Here is a 17,725-nt window from a genome sequence, read left to right on the forward strand (position 1 = left end):
TCTCTTACGCCTCCGCTTCTTCAGCTGCTTCGCGGACGACGATGCGCACGCGGCTGAAGGGCTTCAGGATCCGGGTCGACTTGCCGCGGCCGCGAGCGTGGAAGCGCTTCATGGTGAAGCTCTTGCCCACCGATGCTTCCGCGACGACCAGCGCATCGACGTCCAGATTGTGGTTGTTTTCCGCATTGGCGATGGCCGAAGCCAGCACCTTGCGCACGTCGACCGCCATCGCCTTCTTGGAGAAGGCGAGGATGTTCAGCGCGTCCTCGACCTTGCGGCCGCGGATGAGCGTGGCGACCAGGTTCAGCTTCTGGGCCGAACCACGGATCTGCGTGCCAACGGCCAGCGCCTCATTGTCGGCGACGCGACGGGGAGCCTTTTCCTTGCTCATTAGCGCTTGCCCTTCTTGTCGGCAGCGTGGCCGGGGAAGTAGCGGGTCGGGGCGAATTCGCCCAGCTTGTGACCCACCATTTCCTCGTTCACCGAAACCGGCACATGCTTGCGGCCATTATAGACGTTGAACGTCAGGCCGACGAACTGCGGCAGGATGGTGGAACGGCGCGACCAGGTCTTGATCGGGCCAGCACGGCCACCGGCGTCCTGCGCGGTTTCCGCCTTCTTCAGAAGGCTGAGGTCCACGAACGGACCTTTCCAGACGGAACGAGCCATCTCGCTTACCTCTTCTTCTTCGCGTGGCGGCTACGGATGATGAATTTGTCCGTCGCCTTGTTGTGGCGGGTGCGTGCACCCTTGGTCGGCTTGCCCCAGGGCGTGACCGGATGACGGCCGCCCGAGGTCCGGCCTTCACCACCGCCATGCGGGTGGTCGACCGGGTTCTTCGCCACACCGCGCGTCAGCGGACGCTTGCCGAGCCAGCGGTTGCGACCGGCCTTGGCGAGGTTGGTGTTGGCGTTGTCCGGGTTCGACACGGCACCCACGGTGCCCATGCAGTCCGAACGGATGTAGCGCTGCTCGCCCGAGGACAGGCGGACCATCACCATGCCACGATCGCGACCGACCAGCTGAGCGTAGGTGCCTGCCGAACGGCAGAGCTGACCGCCCTTGCCAGGCTTCATCTCGATATTGTGGATGATGGTGCCGACCGGCATCTGGCCGAGTTCCATCGCGTTGCCCGGCTTCACGTCGGTCTTCTTGCCCGCGATGACCTTGTCACCGGGAGCGAGACGCTGCGGCGCCAGGATATAGGCCTGGGTGCCGTCGGGATAGTTGACCAGCGCGATGAAGGCGGTGCGGTTGGGATCATATTCCAGACGCTCGACCGTGCCTTCGACATCCCACAAACGACGCTTGAAGTCGATGATGCGGTAGCGCTGCTTGTGACCGCCGGCGATGCCGCGCGAGGTCACATGGCCCTTGTTGTTGCGGCCGCCGGTCTTGCGCTTGCCTTCGGTCAGCGCCTTGACGGGCTTGCCCTTGTGCAGCCCGCTGCGGTCGACGAGGATCAGGCCGCGCTGGGCGGGGCTCGTCGGGTTGTAGCTCTTAAGCGCCATGATCAGCGCACTCCTTCGGTGATGTCGATCGACTGGCCGTCGGCCAGGCGAACGATCGCCTTCTTCACGTCAGACCGCGTGTAGGGCTTGCCCTTCCACTTCTTGGTCTTGCCCTTGGCGACCAGCGTGTTCACGCTCTTGACCGTCACGCCCCAGAGCGCTTCGACGGCGGCCTTGATCTCCGGCTTGGTCGCGTCGTTGGCGACCTTGAAGACGACGGCATTGTTCTCGGAGAGAAGCGTCGACTTCTCGGTGATGACCGGCGCGACGACGACGTCATAATGACGGTTGTCGACCTTCGCGGCTTCTTTCTTAGCCATTGAAACGGGCCTCCAGCTTTTCGACCGCGGCGCGGGTCAGCACCAGCGAATCGGCCTTCAGGATGTCGTAGACGTTGGCACCAACGGCCGGCAGCAGGTTCACGCCGACAATGTTCGCCGAAGCCTTCGCGAAGCTGACATTCACCGCGTCGCCGTCGATGAACAGCGCCTTGTTGAGGTTCAGCTTGGCGAGGTGCGCGACCAGAGCCTTGGTCTTGCCTTCCGCCACGTCGAGATTGTCGAGAACGATCAGCGAACCGTCCTTGGCCTTCGACGACAGCGCCATTTTCAGGCCGAGCGCACGAACCTTCTTGTTGAGGTCGTGGCCGAACTCGCGGGCGCGGGCGCCATGGGCCTTACCGCCGCCGATGAACACGGGGGCCTTGCGGTCGCCGTGACGAGCCGTACCGCCGCCCTTCTGGCGGCCGAACTTCTTGCCGGTGCGGGCAACGTCCGAACGCTCGCGGGTGGCGCGGGCCGGAGCGCGACGCTTTTCCAGCTGCCAGGTGACGACGCGGTGCAGAATGTCGGTGCGGGGCTCGACGCCGAACACGGCATCGTTCAGCTCCACCTCACCGGCAGCCTGCGCGTCGAGGGTCTGTACATTGACCTTCATGGTTTAGCCCTCCTGGCCTTCGGTCACTTCGGGAGCAGACGCTTCTTCAGCGGGTGTCTGCACCGGAGCGTTGTTGCTGTTGGCAGCCTGCTTCAGGCTCGCCGGATAGGGCGCATCGGCCGGGCGCTTCACCTTGACGGCGTCGCTGACAGTCAGCCAGGTGCCCTTGGCACCGGGGACCGATCCCTTGACGAACAGCAGGCCACGCTCGACGTCCGTGCGGACAATTTCGAGATTCTGCTGCGTGCGCTCGCGGTCACCCATGTGGCCGGCCATCTTCTTGTTCTTGAAGACGCGGCCCGGATCCTGACGGTTACCGGTCGAACCATGGGCACGGTGGCTGATCGACACGCCGTGCGTGGCGCGCATACCGCCGAAGCCCCAGCGCTTCATGGCACCGGCGAAACCCTTACCCTGGGTGTGGCCAGCGACGTCGACCAGCTGGCCGGCGATGAAATGATCGGCCGCGATCTCGGCGCCGACATCGAGGAGCGCGTCCTCGGCGACACGGAATTCGACCAGACGCGCCTTCGGCTCCACTTCCGCCTTGGCGAAGTGGCCGCGCTGCGGCTTGGCGACGTTCTTGACCTTCGCGACGCCCGCGCCAAGCTGAACCGCGACATAACCGTCACGCTCAACTTCCTTGCGAGCTACGACCTGATTGCCCTCGAGGGACAGAACCGTAACGGGAATATGACGTCCGTCCTCCTGGAACAGACGGGTCATCCCGACTTTCTTAGCGATCACGCCTGTGCGCATCACTGATTACTCCCATAGAGGCCCGCCTTAGCAGCGGGCGTATCCAACGAAAAAACCGCTCAGGATCTCTCCCTCGCGGCCCAACCCAAATAACAATCACCCCGTCCGGGTTGGATGCCGACCCCTGCTCGGGGAAGGCGACGGGGGACCAGAGCCACGAACCATCCAGCTTACCGGAGGTCGCGCGGTATCCCTTGTGTCGTTTGAGCTCTCGCCTCAAGCGAAATGCCCGATACCCTGCCCACCTGACGGAGAGCAGGGACTTGCCGCCGATTAGGCCAGCTTGATTTCGACGTTCACGCCGGCAGCCAGATCCAGCTTCATCAGCGCGTCGACCGTCTGCGGCGTCGGCTGCACAATGTCAAGCATGCGCTTGTAGGTGCGGACCTCGAACTGCTCGCGCGACTTCTTGTCGATGTGCGGACCACGGTTGACCGTGAACTTTTCGATGCGCGTCGGAAGGGGAATCGGACCGCGAATGAGGGCGCCGGTGCGGCGGGCGGTGTCGGCGATGTCGCCGGTCGCCTGATCGAGCACGCGATGATCGAACGCCTTGAGGCGAATGCGGATGTTGCTGTCCATTGTTCCTGTACCGATGCGAAAGAGCCAAAAACCTGGAGCATTTTCAGAAATCAGCTGGAGCAGCCGATGACTTTTGAAAACGCACCAACAAAAATTTACCGCCCCGTTTCTGGCCCTTCTAGCTCATTCGAGCCGGAGAAAGGCGATCCGGGACGGCAGAAAAACTCAGCGGCGCGAATCAGGCGATTCGCGCCGCTGCGGTCCTATATTACTTAGAGATCGTGCCGACAACCCCGGCGCCGACCGTGCGGCCGCCTTCGCGGATGGCGAAGCGCAGACCCTGGTCCATGGCGATCGGTGCGATCAGCTTGACGCCGAGCTTCACATTGTCGCCGGGCATGACCATTTCGGTGCCCTCGGGCAGGATCACTTCGCCGGTCACGTCGGTGGTGCGGAAGTAGAACTGCGGACGATAGTTGGCGAAGAACGGCGTGTGACGGCCGCCTTCTTCCTTCGACAGCACATAAACTTCAGCGTCGAACTCGGTGTGCGGCGTAACCGAACCGGGCTTCGCCAGAACCTGGCCACGCTCCACGTCTTCGCGGCCGACGCCACGAACCAGCGCGCCGATGTTGTCGCCGGCTTCACCCTGATCGAGCAACTTGCGGAACATTTCCACGCCAGTGACGGTGGTCTTGCGGGTGTCGCGGATGCCGACGATTTCGACTTCCTCACCAACCTTGACGATGCCGGTTTCGACGCGGCCGGTCACGACGGTGCCGCGGCCCGAGATCGAGAACACGTCTTCGATCGGCATCAGGAACGGCTTGTCGACGGGACGCTCCGGCTGCGGGATGAACGAGTCGACGGCGGCCATCAGCTTCAGAACGGCGTTCTTGCCGATTTCGTCGTTCGAACCGTCGAGGGCCTTCACGGCCGAGCCGGGGATGACGGGGATGTTGTCGCCGTCGAAATCGTACGAGCTCAGCAGCTCGCGGATTTCCAGTTCGACCAATTCGAGGATTTCGGCGTCGTCGACGAGATCGACCTTGTTCATGAACACGACGAGCTGGGGAACGCCGACCTGCTTGGCGAGCAGGATGTGCTCACGGGTCTGCGGCATCGGGCCGTCGGTGGCCGAAACGACGAGGATCGCGCCGTCCATCTGGGCCGCACCGGTGATCATGTTCTTGACGTAGTCAGCGTGGCCCGGGCAGTCGACGTGCGCGTAGTGGCGGGCTTCGGTTTCATATTCGACGTGGGCGGTCGAGATGGTGATGCCGCGCTCGCGCTCTTCAGGAGCCTTGTCGATGTTGGCATAGTCAACGAAGGTCGCGCCGCCGGTTTCGGCGAGAACCTTGGTGATCGCCGCGGTCAGCGAGGTCTTGCCATGGTCGACGTGACCGATGGTGCCGATGTTGCAGTGCGGCTTGTTCCGCTCAAACTTAGCCTTAGCCATTTTATCCTACCTTCTAATCAAATCAGCTTTGGTCTGACCGCTCGGCCGCGCCTCGCGAAGGCGCGTCCATAGCAGCAAATTCACAGATTACCAGCCCCTAACCGAGCCGTTCGCACGGCCCGGCCAGAGAAAAATCATCAGGCCATCTTCGCCTTGACTTCGTCCGCAACATTCTGCGGCACTTCGTCATAGTGGGAGAAGATCATCGAGTAGTTCGCGCGGCCCTGGGTGAAGGAACGCAGCGAGTTCACATAGCCGAACATGTTGGCCAGCGGCACCATCGCCTCGACCACCTGCGCGTTGCCGCGGCTGTCGGTGCCCTGGATCTGGCCGCGACGGCTGTTCATGTCGCCGATGACGTCGCCCAGATATTCTTCCGGGGTGACGACCTCGACCTTCATGACCGGCTCGAGCAGGGTGATGCCCGACTTCTGGGCCGCTTCGCGCATCGCGGCGCGCCCGGTGATTTCGAACGCCAGCGCCGATGAGTCGACGTCATGGTAGGCGCCGTCATAGAGCAGGATTTCGAAGTCGATGATCGGGAAGCCGATGAGCGAGCCAGTGGCCGCCGTTTCGCGCATGCCCTTTTCGATCGCGGGGATATATTCCTTGGGAATGTTACCGCCCTTGATCTCATCCTTGAAGATGATGCCCGCACCGCGCTCGCCCGGCGTCAGCTTCACCTTGATGCGGCCGAACTGGCCGGTGCCGCCCGACTGCTTCTTGTGGGTGTAGTCGATGTCGACCGGCTTCTTGAGATATTCGCGATAGGCCACCTGCGGCGCACCGACATTCGCCTCGACCTTGAACTCGCGCTTCATGCGGTCGACCAGGATTTCGAGGTGAAGTTCGCCCATGCCCTTGATGATGGTCTGGCCCGATTCGTGATCGGTCGAAACTCGGAAGGACGGGTCCTCGGCAGCCAGGCGGTTGAGCGCGACGCCCATCTTTTCCTGGTCGGCCTTGGTCTTGGGTTCCACCGACAGCTCGATCACCGGCTCGGGGAATTCCATCCGTTCCAGGATAATCGGCTGACGCTCGGCGCACAGCGTGTCACCGGTCGTGGTTTCCTTCATTCCGGCCAGCGCGACGATGTCGCCGGCATAAGCCGCGTCGATATCTTCACGGCTGTTGGCATGCATCAACAGCATGCGGCCGATCTTTTCCTTCTTGTCCTTGACCGAGTTCAGATAGGTGCCCTTGGTCAGTGTGCCGGAATAGACGCGCAGGAAGGTCAGCGAGCCGACGAACGGGTCGTTCATGATCTTGAACGCCAGACCCGAGAAGGGCGCGTCGTCCGCGGTCGCACGGCTATCGGGCTCTTCGGTGTCGGGGTTGATGCCCTGCACGTCCTCAATGTCGAGCGGCGAAGGCAGATAGTCGACCACCGCGTCGAGCAGGGGCTGCACACCCTTGTTCTTGAACGCCGAGCCGCACAGCACCGGCACGAACGACTGGTTGAGCGTGCCCTTGCGGATCAGCTTCTTGAGCGTGGCGGTATCGGGGACATTGCCTTCGAGATACGCTTCCATCGCTTCATCGTCCTGCTCGACGGCAAGCTCGATCAGCTTTTCGCGATATTCGGCAGCCTTGTCGGCCAGATCGTCGGGGATCGCCTCATAGGTGAACTCGGCACCCAGATTCTCGTCCTTCCAGATGATCGCGCGGTTTTCGACCAGGTCGACCAGGCCCTTGAAATCGCTCTCCGCACCGATAGGCAGATAGAGGACGGCCGGGGTCGCGCCCAGACGATCGATGATCGTCTGCACGCAATAATAGAAATTGGCGCCGGTGCGGTCGAGCTTGTTGATGAAGCACATCCGCGGAACCTTGTACTTGTCCGCCTGGCGCCACACGGTTTCAGACTGCGGCTCAACGCCCGCAACGCCGTCGAACGCGGCGACCGCGCCGTCGAGCACGCGCAGCGAACGCTCGACTTCGATGGTGAAGTCGACGTGGCCGGGGGTGTCGATGATGTTCAGGCGATGCTCGGGTCCCTTGCCCTCTTCGGCCTTCCACACGCAGGTCGTCGCAGCCGACGTGATGGTGATGCCACGCTCCTGCTCCTGCTCCATCCAGTCCATGGTGGCGGCGCCGTCATGGACTTCGCCGATCTTGTAGGACTTGCCGGTATAATAAAGGATACGCTCGGTCGTGGTGGTCTTGCCGGCGTCGATATGCGCCATGATACCGAAATTGCGATAGCGTTCGAGCGGATGGCTGCGGGCCATGATGCTTCTCCGTTGCCGGCGCGCCGGCGGTCAAGTGAATGAGTCTTGCGGCTGGCCCCTAAACCAATCCGTCCGCCATGGGTAGCCCCACGGCGAACGGACCAATCTTCAAAACCAGAAGTGAAAAGCGGGCACCGGGGCGCCCGCTTGTCCTTACCAGCGGTAGTGCGAGAAGGCGCGGTTCGCTTCCGCCATGCGGTGCGTGTCTTCGCGCTTCTTGACGGCATTGCCGCGGTTGTTGGCGGCGTCCAGCAGCTCACCCGACAGGCGGGCAGCCATCGTGGTTTCGCTGCGGTTGCGCGAAGCCGTGATCAGCCAGCGGATCGCCAGCGCCTGGGCGCGCTCGGGGCGCACTTCGACGGGAACCTGATAGGTCGCACCGCCAACGCGGCGGCTGCGGACTTCGATGCCCGGCTTCACATTGTTCAGCGCGTCATGGAACATGCCGATCGGGTCCTTCTTGGACTTCGCTTCGACAGTTTCGAGCGCACCGTAAACGATGGACTCGGCGACAGCCTTCTTGCCGTCCTGCATGATGCTGTTCATGAACTTCGACAGCACGATATCGCCGAACTTGGGATCGGGCAGGATAACGCGCTTTTCGGGGCGACGACGACGTGACATGCTTTAGTCTCCCTTACTTCGGACGCTTCGCGCCGTACTTCGAACGGCTCTGCTTACGATCCTTGACGCCCTGGGTATCCAGAACGCCGCGCAGCACGTGATAGCGCACACCGGGAAGGTCGCGTACGCGACCGCCACGGATCAGCACGACGCTGTGCTCCTGAAGGTTGTGGCCTTCACCCGGAATGTAGGTGATGACTTCACGCTGGTTGACCAGACGCACCTTCGCCACCTTGCGGAGAGCCGAGTTCGGCTTCTTCGGGGTCGTCGTGTAAACACGGGTGCAAACGCCGCGCTTCTGCGGGTTCGCTTCCATTGCAGGGACCTTCGACTTGGTCTTCTGCAGCTCGCGGCCCTTGCGGACCAGCTGGTTGATTGTTGGCATGAAGCCCTTCACCTTTTTCAGTTACTTTACCGCATGCATTCCCGCGTTCTTACCGCCCAGAAACAAGTCGCTTCCAAACAGCAAAGGCCCCGGCGGAAAACCCGCCCGGAGCCGCAAGAGCACCGGCAATGTTCAGCTCTGATGCTCCAAGAGCCGAGTGACAGCGGACGAATCCCCCTATCCCGGACCTTTGAGCAGGCGCGCCTATAGCGATGCGGGGCGCACAGGTCAAGCAGCCGCACCCGCCAGCTCGTTACAGGTGCGATCCAAGATGGTGAATGCCGTCTTAGCGAATTGATAAGAACAGGCGATCTATTTTGCTGGCTCGCCGCCGCTAGGGCGCGCGCATGGACGATTTGTGACTCAGCTTTCCACCATCACGGGCGAATATATCAACCCGGCGACAGAAGCGGCCTTCCAGGCGGATCGCCTGCCCGAATCGCGGCGCCATGCCCGGATGCTCTTCCTGCTCTCCGCGCTGCTCAACGCCCTCTTCCTCTTCAGCGACTGGCGCTTCATCGGCACGCCCCATTTCTGGATAGCGGTGCCCGCCCGTGTCGCGGTCATACTCTGGTCGCTCGTCTGCCTCTCATTTTGCCGCCATATGGTGAACTTCCGCGCCGTCGAGCGCATCTGCTTCGCCTGGCAGCTGGTTACCGCCATCGGCGTCGCCTTCCTTGTTTCCTCGCGCAGCGACATCGCGATCTTCGTCCTCGTGATGCTGCCACTGATCTTCTATCTCGTCGTGCCGACCAGCTTTCGCGGCAATGTAGGCGGCGGGCTGGGCTGCGCTTCGCTGCTGCTGATCGGCTATCTCCTCCCCGCCCCGCTGACGCCGACGACGCCCGGCATGGTCATGGCGGTGCTGATTCTCCACTGCGGCATGTGGATCGCGATCGCGCGCACCAATCGGCTCCAGCGTCAGGAATGGACCGCCAGCCAGCACGCCCACCGGGCCCGGGCCGCCCTCGCCAGCAACAGCGAGACGCTGGAGCGCATGTTCATGAGCGTGCCGATCCCGTTGCTCGTGACCCAGCCCGACGGCGCGGTGATCCGCTTCAACGACGCGGCGGTGCGCACCTTCGGGACGGAGGGCGACATTTCCTGCGTCCAAATGCTGGGCACGGGAACGAGCGAGCAGGCCAGCCTGCGCGACAGGATCGCGTCGGGCGACCCGATCGACAATTTCGAATGCCGTATCGTCGGCAAGGATGGCGTCGTCCGCGATGTCCTGCTCTCGACGCGCGCGCTCATGATCCGGGGCGAGGACTGCATCCTCTCCTCAATGGTCGACATTACCGAGCGGAAGGAGGCGGAGCGCCACCTTGCCCATCTGGCGATGACGGACGCGCTGACCGGTCTTGCCAACCGCTCGCATTTCATGGCCACGCTGGGTCAGTCGGCGATCGCCACCGGCCGCTCGGGCGGACAGATGGCGGTCGTGCTGATCGACGTGGACGAGTTCAAGCGCATCAACGACAGCGCGGGTCATGACGCCGGCGACGCGCTGCTCTGTGCGGTAGCGGAGCGCCTGCGCCAGGCCGTCCGGCCCGGCGATCTGGTCGCGCGCATGGGCGGCGACGAATTCGCCGTCCTGCTCACCCGCCTGCGCACGGCCGCCGACCTCGACACCATTCTCGCCCGCATGACCGATCAGCTGCACCAGCCGCTTTGCTATGGTACGCGCGACATCGACTGCCGCGTCAGCATGGGGGTCGCGCTCTTCCCCGAACATGCCGGCGACATCGCCGACCTGATGAAACATGCCGACATCGCCCTTTATGAAGCGAAGAATGGCGGCCGCGGCCGGGCCTGCCTCTTCGAACCCGGCCTGCTCGAACGCTGGCAGCGCGAGGCGCGGATGCTGGAGCGCGCCCGCGAGGCGCTCGTCCACGCTCCGCCGACGCCCTGGTATCAGCCCAAGGTGGACCTGGCGACAGGCCAAGTCATCGGCTTTGAGGCCCTGCTGCGCTGCGTCCGCGACAACGGCTCGATCATCATGCCCGGCGAGATTTCCGCCGCCTTCGAACATTCCGAACTGGGCCGCGTGATCACCGAACGCATGCTGGCGCAGGTTCTGGCGGATTGCCGCCGCTGGCAGGACCAGGGAATCGATTTCGGCCATGTCGCCATCAATGTGCCCGGCGTCGAACTGCATGACGGCAGCTTCCCCGACCGTCTGCTCGGCCAGCTTGAAACGGCTGGAGTTTCCTCCCGGCGCATCGAACTGGAAATCACCGAATCCGTCTTCCTCGGCCGCAACGTCGAGGTGGTGGAGCGCAGCCTTCATCGTTTGAGCGCCGCGGGCATCTCCATCGCGCTGGATGATTTCGGCACCGGCTACGCCTCCCTCTCACACCTCAAGCAGTTTCCCATCGACATCATCAAGATCGACCGGCGCTTCGTGCGCGACCTGGAAACCGATCCCGAGGACGCCGCCATCGTCCGCACCGTCCTGAACCTCGCCTATAGCCTGGGCATCCGCACTGTGGCGGAGGGCGTCGAGAACGTCCGGCAGCTGGAATATCTGCGCGCGGGCGGCTGTCATTATGGTCAGGGTTTCCATTTCGGCGCCGCTGCTCCGGCGGTAGAAGTACCAAGCCTTGTCGAGCGAGCACGCGCGATCGAGCCGACCTGAATTTTTTTCGTTCGCGCCGGAACCAGTCGGGCAAAAGCACGTTTCATCCGACCCTCGTTTCGACTCGTCACGAGTCCGCCGTCCCGGATTCGCGCGCCGGTCATTCTTTTGTTAGCGGCCCGACTCAGTTAGTAGACGCGGGGTCGCAATTGATACAGCAGAGCAAGAAGAGGGCCGCCACCCTCTGGACGCGGGTGACTGCGCTGTGCCCGGAGCGAGAGATCCTTCTGCGCTCGCGCGGCCAGGTGAAATCCATCCATCTTTCGCGCCGCACCCAGCTGGTCGCCGCCGGCCTCACGTCCAGCGCGCTCATCGGGCTGGCAGGTCTGACCGCATCCATGGCGATCGGCAGCGCACAGGTGGAGCAGGAACGCGCGGCTCTCGCCGCCAAGGGGCAGGCCGTCGCCACCACCGCCAGCAAGGTTGAAGCCTATCGCCAGTCCGTCGACCGCCTCGCCCAGAAGCTGGAGCAGCGGCAGGACTTCATGGATGATCTCTACCGCACCCATTTCGGCAAGGATGATGCGGAAAGCGCCTCTGCCGTCGTCGGGGCTGGGGAGGACGACCAAAAGGCGAGCGCAGGCAAGCAGCCCGCGCGGATCAGCACCGCTCCCGAAGCCGCTCCGCTGCTCAAGATCGACGCGCGCCAGCGCCGTTTCGCCGCCCTCCTCACCACCGCAGTCAAGCAGCGCGCCGACAAGGCCGCCGCCGCGATCCGCAGCTTCGGCCTTAGCCCTGACGCGCTGGCGCGCACCGCCGCCCGCGCGCAGGGCGGCCCATTCGTGCCGTGGGGGGGGAAGGACGAGATGCCGGACGAGTTCGAGCAACTCGCCAAGGCACTCTCCCGCATGGAGTTCCTGGAAAGCAGCCTGCTCACCATCCCGTCGGGCAAGCCGACCGCCACGCCGATGCTCAGCAGCAGCTATGGCTATCGCAGCGATCCGTTCAACGGCCATGCGGCCTTCCATGCCGGGCTCGATTTCCCCGGCCATAACGGCCAGCCCATCCTCGCCGCCGCCTCGGGCCGCATCAGCTTCGTTGGCCAGCGCAGCGGCTATGGCAATGTGGTGGAAGTGACACACGGCAACGGCCTCATGACCCGCTACGCGCATCTCTCCGGCTTTGACGCCCATGTGGGCGAGCAGGTTGCGCGCGGCGAGAAGATCGCCCGCATGGGATCGACGGGCCGCTCGACCGGGCCGCACCTCCATTTCGAGGTGCGGGTGAACGGCGCTCCCATCAATCCGCGCCGCTTTCTGGAGGCGCGGCAGGATGTGCTGAAGGTGCAGCAGGTCGCCACCGCGCGCCTCGCCGATATCGCCAACCGGGGTTAGCGGCGCGCCCGAACGGTTATCGGGCCGATTGTCAGTTAACCGGCGCCCGCCGTCGGTAGCTCAGCGCTTCGGCGACATGCACTCGCCCGACGCGCTCCGCGCCTGCCAGATCGGCGATCGTCCGGGCCACTCGCAGCACCCGTGTATAGCCGCGCGCCGACAGCTTCATCGCGGCGGCCGCCTGCGCCAGCAGCTCGCGCCCGGCCTGGTCGGGTCCAGCCACATCCTCCAGCCGTTCGCCGTCCACCTCCGCATTGGTGCGCACGGCAGTGCCCTCATAGCGCCGCGTCTGTAGCCGGCGCGCAGCCGCCACCCGCGCCGCCACTTCGGCCGAGCCTTCGGTCGGCGGCGGCAGGACCAGATCGGCGGCGGTCACCGCCTGCACCTCGACATGCAGGTCGATGCGGTCCAGCAGCGGCCCCGACACCTTGGCCTGATAGTCGGCGGCGCAGCGCGGCGCCCTTGAGCAAGCCAGCGCCGGATCGCCCAGATGGCCGCAGCGGCACGGGTTCATCGCCGCGATCAGCTGCACCCGTGCCGGGAAGGTCACATGGGCGTTGGCGCGCGCGACTGTGACCTCGCCCGTCTCCAGCGGCTGCCGCAGGGAGTCGAGAACGGTGCGCTGGAACTCCGGGAGTTCGTCGAGGAACAGCACGCCCAGATGCGCCATGCTGACCTCGCCCGGCCGCGCCTTGTGCCCGCCGCCGACCAGCGCCGCCATCGATGCGCTATGGTGGGGATTGCGGAAGGGCCGCGCCCGGCTGATCCGCCCGCCCTCCAGCGTGCCCGCGACGCTCGCCACCATGGATGTTTCCAGCGCCTCGCCCGGCGTCAGTTCGGGCAGAATGCCGGGCAGGCAGCTCGCCATCAGCGACTTGCCCGCGCCGGGAGGCCCGACCATCAGGAGGTTGTGTCCGCCGGCCGCCGCAATCTCCAGCGCGCGCTTCGCCGTTTCCTGCCCCTTGACCTGGCGCAGGTCGGCGCTGCGAACCGGCGGCGCGACCTCCCCCGGCTGGGGTGGGGACAGCGCGGCACTGCCCTTGAAATGGTTGAGCAAGCCCAGCAGGTCGGGCGCGGCGATCACTTCCACCTGCCCGGCCCAGGCCGCTTCCGCCCCTTGCGTCACGGGGCAGACCAGGCCCAGTTCCCGCTCGCCCGCATGCAACGCCGCGAGCAGCACGCCGGGCGTGGAGGCGATCCGCCCGTCAAGCCCCAGTTCGCCCACGACGACATAGCCGGCCAGCGTCTCGGCATCGATCACGCCCATGGCGCCGAGCAGAGCCAGCGCGATCGGCAGGTCGAAATGCGACCCTTCCTTGGGCAGATCGGCCGGCGACAGATTGACGGTGATGCGCTTGGGCGGAAGCGAGAGGCCTATCGCGGCGACGGCGTTGCGCACCCGCTCCCGGCTTTCGGCGACGGCCTTGTCCGGCAGGCCGACGACAATACTTGTATAAGCGCAAACACTGTTAACGACTGCGCGTTAAGGTGTTTGAATGGATGCAATTATTTATATCCGCTGGTCATCGCTGGAGCAGACGAAGGGCGACAGCTACACTCGACAAATCAATCGCTGTTCGGCCTTTTGCGAGACAAACGGTTACAATGTCCTTGAAACGGTCGTTGATGAGGGCAGGAGCGCCTACACAGGCGAAAACATTCACACCGGCAATCTTGGCAAGCTCGTTGAGCGTTTCGAACGCAGAGAGGTTCCAGAGGGCACTATTGTGGTTGTCGAGCAGCTAGACCGTCTCACTCGGTTGCCTGCGCTTGAGGTCGTCGGCTGGCTGACGAGGGTTTTCCCGACTGGCATAAGGTTCGTCACTGCTGACCGTGGCACGATGGTCAGCAGGGCTGCGATGGAAGCCGATCAACTCAGTTTCATGAGCCTGATCTTTGACAGTTTCCGAAGCCACGGCGAGTCGAAACGGAAAAGCGACCTGCTCCTCGATAGCTGGCAGAGTCGCCGCAATGATGTGGCAGAGGGTAGGAAGCGCAACATCACTGGAGTTTGCCCCGCGTGGTTGCGATGGGACAGAGAGGCAAACGAGTTCATCGCTATTAGTGATCCCGATCCCCGCCTCGACCGCAAGCTAATCGTTCAGCGCATCTTTGACGAACGTGACGCAGGCGTCGGACATGCCATCATCGCCCGCAAGCTGAACGAGGATGGCATTCCATCATGGGGCGTGGGCAAGCGCAAAGCTGACGGCTGGCACCCAAGCTACGTCTATAAGATTCTTCACAACCCTGCCGTCATCGGAGAATTTCAGCCACGCAGCAGGCGCAAGGGTGAGGTCACTGGCACTAAAATCGGCGAGCCCATACCTAACTATTACCCTCAGATAATCTCGCCAGCGCAGTTCGAGCGAGTGTCGGCCGCGAAGCAGGTCATGAACGTAGGGGGCGGGACGAAAGGTAGGGCGAACCTGCTGGCAGGGCTTGTCCATTGTGGCGCGTGTAACCAGCGCATGATTTACCTGAAGAAAGCCAACGCTGGCCGAGCCAGAACCAACCCGAAAACCGGCACCGTAACGGTGGACAAGAGCGAGGGTATCTACCTCAAATGCAGCGGCGCTCACCGGGGTCACAGGTGCGATCATAAATCCAACTTCAACTACAACTGGATCGCCGATGCTGTGCTGGACAACCTGCTTAACTCCGCGCTCCGCGATAATCATTTCGAGCAGCGTAGCGCGATGGTCCAGGTTGCCGACCGGCTTGCCAGCGCAAGGCGCGAATTGGAACGCTTTGAAGCCCAAGCGCAGACGGCATTGGATATGACGCTCGATCCAGCGTTCAAGCACGATCAGCGGATCAAGCAACGCTATGTCAATCTCGGCCGCCAGGCAGACCAGCAGCGCGAATTAGTCGATAAGCTGGACACGGAACTTGCGGCATCCAAGGGACAGGTCAGCCCAGCTGAACACCTCAGCCGGGTCGCAAGCGTTCGGACATCTCTCGACAGCGAGGACGAGAAGATAAGGGCCGCTGCGCGGACAAAGGTAATGGACGCCCTACAAAGGTTGATCGACCGGATCACCTTCCAGCCTAATCGGACAGTTGAGGTGTCGGCGTTGGAAGGGAGCGTCGGTTGGCAGTTCGATGACAAGGGTAATATGATAAACCGCTTCGATTTGACCGTTGGCCTTCATGAAGAGCGGCTTCGTAATGGGATACTGCGTCGGGACAATGTTGATCGGCAGGACATCGCTCAGCAGATTGAGGAAATGAAGAAGCGCAGGCTTGAAGCCCTGTAAAGCCCATGGAAGCCCTGGCGCAAAGAAAGCACCTCGCACTACTTGAGGGCGCTTTTCCTTTTGTATGGGCGCCTGAGGGTTAGCAGCGGGGCAATTGATAGCACTGTTGCCCTACATACAGATCGAAGCTGCTGGACTTGCGTTCGCAATAGATGCGCTGCCCCATAAAATCGAAGGCGAAAGCATCATCCCCATAGTCGGGGTGGCAATCGAGTGTGACTTCAACAAAGTTAGCAAGGGCTTCAAGGTCGATCTTCTGAAACATCGGGCACTCCACATATTGCGTCGTGCCAGAACAGCTAATGTCACTCCGATCAGAAAGTCATCCACTTTCTAGGCAAGTTCTACTCTTTTTCTCCTCGCTCATAGGAAACTGAATTTCTGCTATTGCTCTTTAGGACAACTGGCGCTTGTTACCCGTAGGCACATCAACCAGAAAGGAAGTGCCTACTATGGAATGGACAGATCGTATCCGCCCCGCTGACCTACAACAGCTAATCATCAATTGGGAAACTCAGCAGCAGGTCAAAGGCACAAGCAAAGAGTTGGACTTCATGCCGCCGGTGAAGCTGTTTGCTCCGGCAGGGGGCATGACATGGCTGATTTCCGAATGTGACAATGACGGGCTGGCGTTCGGGTTAGCAGACCTCGGCTTTGAAGCGCCGGAAATGGGCTATATCAGCCTGCCTGAAATACTCGGCGTGCGGATCGGCCACCTCTTCATCGAGCAGGATTTGTATTTCAAACCCGCAAAGACACTGACCGAATATGCAGATGAAGCGCGCCAGAAGGGACACATAGTCGCGTAGCTAAATAGAAGGCAACCAGAGAGGTTAGCGCGTAGCGTTTCTGAGTTGCTCCTTATTACGGAAAAGCCCTAGTGACCAGCACTAGGGCTTTTCTTATGCCTCACTTGCCGGGGCGCTTATACGCGATAGCCGCATCGATAGCGGCTTTGTCCACGCCTTCCGCGGTCAACTGCTTGCGGATTTCAGCATCCGACTTGCCACCCCTGCGGAACCCGCCGACGCGAATGTTGAGACGGCTTGCTTCACTGACGTTGCGCTCACGCTTTGGCGCAGCAGCGGGCTTCGCAGGGGAAGCAGCGCCAGCAGTGAATACATTGTCAAACTCACCGGCGTTAGTGGCTTCAATGAGGGCCGCAAGGAACGGCTCGAACTGGCTCTCAGGAATGTAGTTGGTCGTCGAACCATTGATGGTCAGGTCCACGCCTTTTACGGCAGCTTTGAACTCAACCACGCCGTTCTTTTTTGTGAAGAGCTTTGGCCCCTTCACCGCACCATTGCTGCTGAATTGCGCGCGAGCAGCCTCGAGGCGACCGACGAGCCGTGCGCGATCCTTCGCAACATCATAGGGCTTGGCATCGAACTCAGCCTTCAATGAGTTATCGATGAACTTTGATAGGTCAATCTTGGCCACATGCGCCTCCTTATATGTGGCGCACTGACTGCCTGACACAGATCAACAAGTCAATAAGAAGGGGCCGACAAGCGACCCCTTCGGATAGCAACATAGGTAAGCTGTCAGCTGGTCTTCTGCCCCTTCTTTGCTGCCCGCGTCTCACGCATCTTATCCGTCCGAGTAGCCCGAGCCTTCTCAAGTTCGGCCAGCTGATCATCGAACTTACCCTTCGCGATCTCATCCGAGAAGTAGTTCAGGGCGTCGGAGAAGCTCTTTGTTTCAACGGCCAGCTGCGTTTCCTGTCCGCGCAGCTTGAGAGCCGTGTTACCGTAACGGATCGAAAATGCCGTATCCGACACACCACTCCTGAACCAGCGCCGACCCTCAACTTTCGGATCAGCAAGCAGCTTCAACTGCTGCTTGATCCCTTCAAGCACAACGTCCCGCGCAGTGCGCTTGCCGGTAGCACCAAGGTCAGCAACAGCGGAAACCGACTTCAGCGCATTGGGGTTAAAAGCAGCCATAGATTTACTCCGATCTTCGTAAGCAACAGCGCCTACTCCAATCGTATGCTGTCGACTGACCAGATAATCATCCACTCTTTGGCGTTGACATGATGGAGAACAGGACAACGAGCTTGTGGC

18 protein-coding genes and 1 pseudogene are annotated in these 17,725 nt (G+C 62.3%); 4 read left to right on the forward strand and 15 right to left on the reverse strand.

Features of this window, described 5'->3' with window-relative positions; genetic code table 11:
* Positions 1–4 precede the first annotated feature (4 nt).
* The 11 genes from rplV to rpsL form a co-directional block, all read right to left on the reverse strand.
* On the reverse strand, positions 5–391 hold the full coding sequence (rplV, locus tag L858_RS0105305; RefSeq protein WP_021239759.1) for a 50S ribosomal protein L22: 387 nt from the start codon (positions 389–391) through the stop codon (positions 5–7).
* Positions 391–669 (reverse strand): 30S ribosomal protein S19, encoded by a 279-nt coding sequence (rpsS, locus tag L858_RS0105310; RefSeq protein ID WP_022682111.1) that lies wholly within the window; start codon positions 667–669, stop codon positions 391–393. Before rpsS ends, rplV begins: the two co-directional genes overlap by 1 nt.
* 5 nt (positions 670–674) lie before the next feature.
* Positions 675–1,511 (reverse strand): 50S ribosomal protein L2, encoded by an 837-nt coding sequence (gene rplB / locus L858_RS0105315; protein WP_022682112.1) that lies wholly within the window; start codon positions 1,509–1,511, stop codon positions 675–677.
* Between the two features lie 2 nt (positions 1,512–1,513).
* Positions 1,514–1,831 carry a 50S ribosomal protein L23 gene (locus L858_RS0105320; protein ID WP_021239762.1) on the reverse strand — a complete coding sequence of 106 codons (318 nt, stop codon included), beginning with the start codon at positions 1,829–1,831 and terminating at the stop codon, positions 1,514–1,516.
* Positions 1,824–2,447, reverse strand: coding sequence for a 50S ribosomal protein L4 (gene rplD, locus L858_RS0105325; protein WP_022682113.1), 624 nt, complete (start codon positions 2,445–2,447; stop codon positions 1,824–1,826). Before rplD ends, L858_RS0105320 begins: the two co-directional genes overlap by 8 nt.
* 3 nt (positions 2,448–2,450) lie before the next feature.
* A complete protein-coding gene (gene rplC / locus L858_RS0105330) occupies positions 2,451–3,206 on the reverse strand; it encodes a 50S ribosomal protein L3 (RefSeq protein ID WP_022682114.1) in 756 nt (251 codons plus the stop codon).
* Between the two features lie 273 nt (positions 3,207–3,479).
* On the reverse strand, positions 3,480–3,788 hold the full coding sequence (gene rpsJ, locus L858_RS0105335; RefSeq protein WP_007686587.1) for a 30S ribosomal protein S10: 309 nt from the start codon (positions 3,786–3,788) through the stop codon (positions 3,480–3,482).
* Between the two features lie 208 nt (positions 3,789–3,996).
* Positions 3,997–5,187, reverse strand: a complete 1,191-nt coding sequence (gene tuf, locus L858_RS0105340; protein WP_022682115.1) for an elongation factor Tu — start codon at positions 5,185–5,187, stop codon at positions 3,997–3,999.
* Between the two features lie 137 nt (positions 5,188–5,324).
* Positions 5,325–7,418, reverse strand: a complete 2,094-nt coding sequence (gene fusA / locus L858_RS0105345; RefSeq protein ID WP_022682116.1) for an elongation factor G — start codon at positions 7,416–7,418, stop codon at positions 5,325–5,327.
* A gap of 153 nt (positions 7,419–7,571) precedes the next feature.
* Positions 7,572–8,042: a 30S ribosomal protein S7 gene (gene rpsG, locus L858_RS0105350; protein WP_013847768.1), complete on the reverse strand. Its 471-nt coding sequence runs from the start codon at positions 8,040–8,042 to the stop codon at positions 7,572–7,574.
* Positions 8,043–8,055: 13 nt separating this feature from the next.
* Positions 8,056–8,427, reverse strand: a complete 372-nt coding sequence (gene rpsL / locus L858_RS0105355) for a 30S ribosomal protein S12 (protein ID WP_007686591.1) — start codon at positions 8,425–8,427, stop codon at positions 8,056–8,058.
* Between the two features lie 358 nt (positions 8,428–8,785).
* Between rpsL and L858_RS0105360 the strand changes: the two genes are divergently transcribed.
* Together L858_RS0105360 and L858_RS0105365 are read left to right on the forward strand one after the other, a co-directional pair.
* Positions 8,786–11,065, forward strand: coding sequence for a putative bifunctional diguanylate cyclase/phosphodiesterase (locus L858_RS0105360; RefSeq protein ID WP_022682117.1), 2,280 nt, complete (start codon positions 8,786–8,788; stop codon positions 11,063–11,065).
* A gap of 149 nt (positions 11,066–11,214) precedes the next feature.
* Positions 11,215–12,399 (forward strand): M23 family metallopeptidase, encoded by a 1,185-nt coding sequence (locus L858_RS0105365; protein WP_022682118.1) that lies wholly within the window; start codon positions 11,215–11,217, stop codon positions 12,397–12,399.
* Between the two features lie 31 nt (positions 12,400–12,430).
* Here L858_RS0105365 and L858_RS19675 read toward each other — a convergent pair.
* Positions 12,431–13,846 (reverse strand): annotated as a pseudogene (locus L858_RS19675) (YifB family Mg chelatase-like AAA ATPase); the annotation flags it as partial.
* A gap of 49 nt (positions 13,847–13,895) precedes the next feature.
* Here L858_RS19675 and L858_RS0105375 point away from each other — a divergent pair.
* Positions 13,896–15,659 (forward strand): recombinase family protein, encoded by a 1,764-nt coding sequence (locus tag L858_RS0105375; RefSeq protein ID WP_022682120.1) that lies wholly within the window; start codon positions 13,896–13,898, stop codon positions 15,657–15,659.
* A 79-nt stretch (positions 15,660–15,738) separates the two neighbouring features.
* Here the strand turns inward: L858_RS0105375 and L858_RS0105380 are convergent, their stop codons facing one another.
* Positions 15,739–15,924, reverse strand: coding sequence for a hypothetical protein (locus L858_RS0105380; protein ID WP_022682121.1), 186 nt, complete (start codon positions 15,922–15,924; stop codon positions 15,739–15,741).
* 187 nt (positions 15,925–16,111) lie between these two features.
* Between L858_RS0105380 and L858_RS0105385 the strand changes: the two genes are divergently transcribed.
* The gene (locus tag L858_RS0105385) at positions 16,112–16,468 is read left to right on the forward strand and encodes a DUF2958 domain-containing protein (RefSeq protein WP_022682122.1); all 357 of its coding nucleotides are present in this window, start codon (positions 16,112–16,114) and stop codon (positions 16,466–16,468) included.
* Positions 16,469–16,568: 100 nt separating this feature from the next.
* Here L858_RS0105385 and L858_RS0105390 read toward each other — a convergent pair whose 3' ends face one another.
* Together L858_RS0105390 and L858_RS0105395 are read right to left on the reverse strand one after the other, a co-directional pair.
* Complete coding sequence (locus tag L858_RS0105390) at positions 16,569–17,099, reverse strand: hypothetical protein (protein WP_022682123.1); 531 nt, start codon at positions 17,097–17,099, stop codon at positions 16,569–16,571.
* 104 nt (positions 17,100–17,203) lie between these two features.
* Positions 17,204–17,605, reverse strand: a complete 402-nt coding sequence (locus L858_RS0105395) for a hypothetical protein (protein ID WP_022682124.1) — start codon at positions 17,603–17,605, stop codon at positions 17,204–17,206.
* Positions 17,606–17,725: the final 120 nt, after the last annotated feature.

It is taken from the genome of Sphingobium bisphenolivorans, assembly GCF_000412635.1.
GTDB lineage: Bacteria > Pseudomonadota > Alphaproteobacteria > Sphingomonadales > Sphingomonadaceae > Sphingobium > Sphingobium bisphenolivorans.